The organism is Paracidobacterium acidisoli (assembly GCF_003428625.2).
Taxonomy (GTDB): Bacteria; Acidobacteriota; Terriglobia; order Terriglobales; family Acidobacteriaceae; genus Paracidobacterium; species Paracidobacterium acidisoli.
In genome coordinates, this window is record NZ_QVQT02000012.1 from 1 (window position 1) to 3,768 (window position 3,768).

Genomic DNA, 3,768 nt, shown 5'->3' on the forward strand with positions numbered 1-3,768 from the left:
AGTCCGTTCGGATCGTAGGTGGCGATCAGCTCCCCGTTCACCCACACATTCGTGTGCTCCCACACCACATTCCCGTTGCCATAACTTGGCCTGCTGAGGAACTGCAAGGGACAGCCGCCCCATAATGCTTGACCACGTTATTTGGGCAACAACGAGGACACGCAGTCAAATTAGCTTCTATATATCGCTACGAGAATAAGATTGACAACAATCAGACCCACTGCAAGGCATATTGCAAGCGTCAATGCATATGCCAAAAGTCTCAGTACTTTGTATTTTGATTTATTTCGCAGCCAGATCTGAGCCGTTATGCCAATTCCGATCAGAGTGCTATCTGTGATTAACACCAGAGCAGGATTTTTAGGTGCGACGCGAATAGCATTCGCTCGTCCGCCAATCAGTAGTAATAACAAATCGGCTAAAGCAATAAGAACAACAATTGCGCTGATACGATACACCGGCTTTATGTTTGCCATTCTCATCTATTATGTTCCATCAATTGCAGTTTGTAGAGACTGGAAGCCATGTCTTGCTAATATTTGTTCCAACACTATGAGCTATAGGTCCAATTCCCCCTCCAACTGTGAATGTTCCGGACCAAGTATTTCCACTACCTGCAAAGTCGAATCCCACTCCTATCCCGTCACCGATTGATCCTCCGACATCGGGGCCCACTCCACGAAGGTCATTAATATTTGAAGCGTTGGAACGCATAACCTGCCCTCCACCTCCCGCGCCAATACCCCAGACACCTTGACCTGGATTTCCCTGGAGGCTAACTGCTATGCCAACGTTCCCCTGTTGATCTGCCACAGCCATTATTCCGCCGCCAATACTGAGACCGCCGTAGAGTCCGACACCTCCCGATCCTCCAATACCTACGCCCACGGTGGAATTTAGCATTCCAGGCAAATCACTGAACCCGGTAAGATGAGCGGCACCGCAAACCACCTGATGCAGAATCCCAGGTGTGTTTGTTGGCGGTCCCGGCACATTGGCGGATGACATAGCGGGCACGTTCTTTCCCGACTGCGAAGCGGCGACATTGCCCTTGAAGGATGGTCCTCCGCCCCACCAGCCAAAGTCCTTCCCCAGATCGTAGATCGCGTCCCCGAAAACAAAGACAGAGCCCGCGTCCGTCAGCAGGCTGCCAAAAACGACGCCGCCCGCAGCAGCGCCGAGATCGGGCTCACTGAAGCCGAGCCATTCGGGGTTCGAGAACACCCGCCAGAGAAAGGAGGGATGTGCGGTCGCCCATGATAGCAGTCTCACTCTCGCCGGTAACTGCGGCGAGAGTAATGTCCGGGTTATTCCAGTTCTCAGTATCCCGAGGAGCAATGGTGAATACAAGGAATTCTCTTTCGCGCATCGTTTTCAGGCGTACTCGTCCACACTCGACTTCGACCGTTCCGATTTCGCTATGCACGATTCGAGCTGCCCAATTACGAAACATGAATCCCAAGTATCGAGTCAGTTCGTTCTCGAGTTCCCTGTCGGGTCCAATGAATGCTGACGTCGGAGCCTGAATTACTGTGGATGTTCCACTGGTCACAGATAAGAATTGAGTATTTCCTACTGCTTGACTTGCCATATCAAGCCCTTTGAGAGAGAGGAACTTCAGTGCCGGAAGCACCGTCCAATCAGCCCATGCGTGTTGAAAATTTGTGGCGAGGTTATAAAGGCTGAAAAACTGAACGACTTTGCCCGCAGTGGAATTGTTGTATTGAGACAAACACTGCTGCGTTATCGCTTTACCGTTATTTGGGGCCGAAGACGTAGCTCACATCTATGTCTCCGTATATGCTAACTTCGCGAAACACGTTAGACCGCGAGCAATCTTTACAGGTGATCAAGAGGCTCTTGGGACCAGTCCACTTTGTGGATATATCGTATCGTCCTTTTGCGACGAACAGCACCCCATCATTGGAATCAAATTTGGCTGCTGCGCTTTGAAGATTGACGATAGCGCTAAAATCAGTTGTAGCACCGCAATTACGTTCACAGACGCGAGCTACTAGCTGACCATCTGGTGAAGGGCTCTCAGATTTCAGACTGTTCTCGCAATTGCTGCAACCTGTGAGCCCCACTAGCACTACAACCATCAACAAAAGCAGCCTAATTGTGCTTGTAGCAGCCAGCTTGATAATAGTTGTACCCATCCATGATTTGTGCTTGATCATTCGGATCATCTCCATAAGGAGGCCCTCCTTTCCAATTTCCCCACTCCGGTGAGGATGTACCAGCTTGTCCTTGTGCGTAACCGGCAGCTCTCAAGAGAATACTTTGCGGTATTCCGAACGCGGCACCCACAGCACCATAATTGAAATTTCCAAAATCTGCGTATGGCGATCCTATAGGGTACCCGTCCGAATAATTCTGGGCCTGTTGCTTGTAATCCATAGGCCCCTTACCCCGTACCAACTCATAGAACACAGGAATATTCGCGACGCTGAAGATATGGAAAACATTTGCAAACTTGATGTTTGTATTGACTGAAACTCCTGATGGGGCCGGCGGAACAGAGCAATTTTTATTTTGGGCCGGTCCCGGCACATTGGCTGACGATGTCCCCGGCACGTTTTTCCCGGACTGCGAGGCGGCAACATTGCCGTGGAACGACGGTCCCCCGCCCCACCAGCCGAAGTCCTTGCCCGTAGATCGCGTCTCCAAAAACAAAAACAGAACCCGCGTCCGTCAGCAGGCTGGACAAGTCGGTGCCCGCGCTCTAGATCGGCCATTCGTTGTACGAGAGTTCGACATCGTGACTCTTTCGAGAGCGCACCATCAGGTGTTGATGGCCGGTCCCCGCGTCTTTGAGAAACATGCACTTCTCGAAGCATTCCATCCAGTATTCAGAATCGCCCGACCATAACACCTCCCGGCCGGCAACATCATTCTTTGAGAGTTCGAGTTGTTCTGGAATTCCGCTCGCCGCGAGGACGCCGTAGACTGCCCCAAATCGGTCAGGGCTGTCACCATCAATCTTAACGGGAGCGCTGCAGGAAGTGCGATCTCCTTTAGCCATCCCTTCGAGGAACCTCGTAATGGTAAGCATCTCTTCCGCGCTGCAGCAGACTATCCGCAAGACGATGGATCCATCGTCGCGTAGACCGAGGCTTGCAACCGGAAGCTTTTCTTGTTCTCGCATAACATATCCCCGCATTGTTAGAACAGGATGGACCCTCCTCAGAACGGAAGCATGATTTGGCCTCCCTTTGTGACGTTTAGCCACTGGGAATTCCAACTATTCCATGGGTTGTAATTCCAATGCTCCACAGAATGCCAACTATCGACCTGATGCAGATTCCATTCACCACCTTCAGTATCAAACCAGTTATATCCGCCCCTTGCGGGGCTATACATCTGCTCCCACTCTGCCGTCCATCCCGGAGGAAGGGACTCCGCTCCTTCGATGTCCAGACCTGTGAACTCAGATGAACCAAGGAGCGCCTCACTAGCCACTGGAGTTGCGAGGACTGCGCCCGCACCTGCGAGGCTTGCGCCATACCAGGTAGCAATTCCCAGAGGACTGACGGCACCCGCTGCGGCATTCCACGTAGGTGCACTCTGCGGGCCAAATGCCGCCTGTCCCCAGGGATTATCAATAGGCACGTCGTTGCTGACCGGCGGCCCGGGTATATTAGCACTCGATGTCCCCGGCACATTCTTCCCTGATTGCGAGGCGGCAACATTTCCCTTGAACGACGGTCCCCCTCCCCACCAGCCGAAGTCCTTGCCGGCATCGTAGATGAGATCGCCGAGGTCATA

Annotated in this window: 5 protein-coding genes; all 5 read right to left on the reverse strand. The window is 52.3% G+C overall.

What is annotated here, in order from left to right; all coding sequences use genetic code 11:
• Positions 1-170 precede the first annotated feature (170 nt).
• A complete protein-coding gene (locus D0Y96_RS20275; protein ID WP_147325159.1) occupies positions 171-476 on the reverse strand; it encodes a hypothetical protein in 306 nt (101 codons plus the stop codon).
• Between the two features lie 713 nt (positions 477-1,189).
• Positions 1,190-1,732 (reverse strand): hypothetical protein, encoded by a 543-nt coding sequence (locus D0Y96_RS20280; protein ID WP_117303736.1) that lies wholly within the window; start codon positions 1,730-1,732, stop codon positions 1,190-1,192.
• A gap of 383 nt (positions 1,733-2,115) precedes the next feature.
• Positions 2,116-2,676 carry a polymorphic toxin type 44 domain-containing protein gene (locus tag D0Y96_RS20285; RefSeq protein ID WP_199480524.1) on the reverse strand — a complete coding sequence of 187 codons (561 nt, stop codon included), beginning with the start codon at positions 2,674-2,676 and terminating at the stop codon, positions 2,116-2,118.
• A gap of 49 nt (positions 2,677-2,725) precedes the next feature.
• Positions 2,726-3,148, reverse strand: coding sequence for a hypothetical protein (locus tag D0Y96_RS20290; RefSeq protein WP_147325160.1), 423 nt, complete (start codon positions 3,146-3,148; stop codon positions 2,726-2,728).
• 38 nt (positions 3,149-3,186) lie between these two features.
• Positions 3,187-3,768 (reverse strand): hypothetical protein (locus D0Y96_RS20295; protein ID WP_199480526.1); only part of this gene is annotated, 582 nt, incomplete at its 5' end.

Bases quoted from the DNA above. Each gene is read 5' to 3' on its own strand.
- D0Y96_RS20290 (WP_147325160.1), bottom strand. From the start codon at position 3,148: ATGCGAGAACAAGAAAAGCTTCCGGTTGCAAGCCTCGGTCTACGCGAC.
- D0Y96_RS20275 (WP_147325159.1), bottom strand. From the start codon at position 476: ATGGCAAACATAAAGCCGGTGTATCGTATCAGCGCAATTGTTGTTCTT.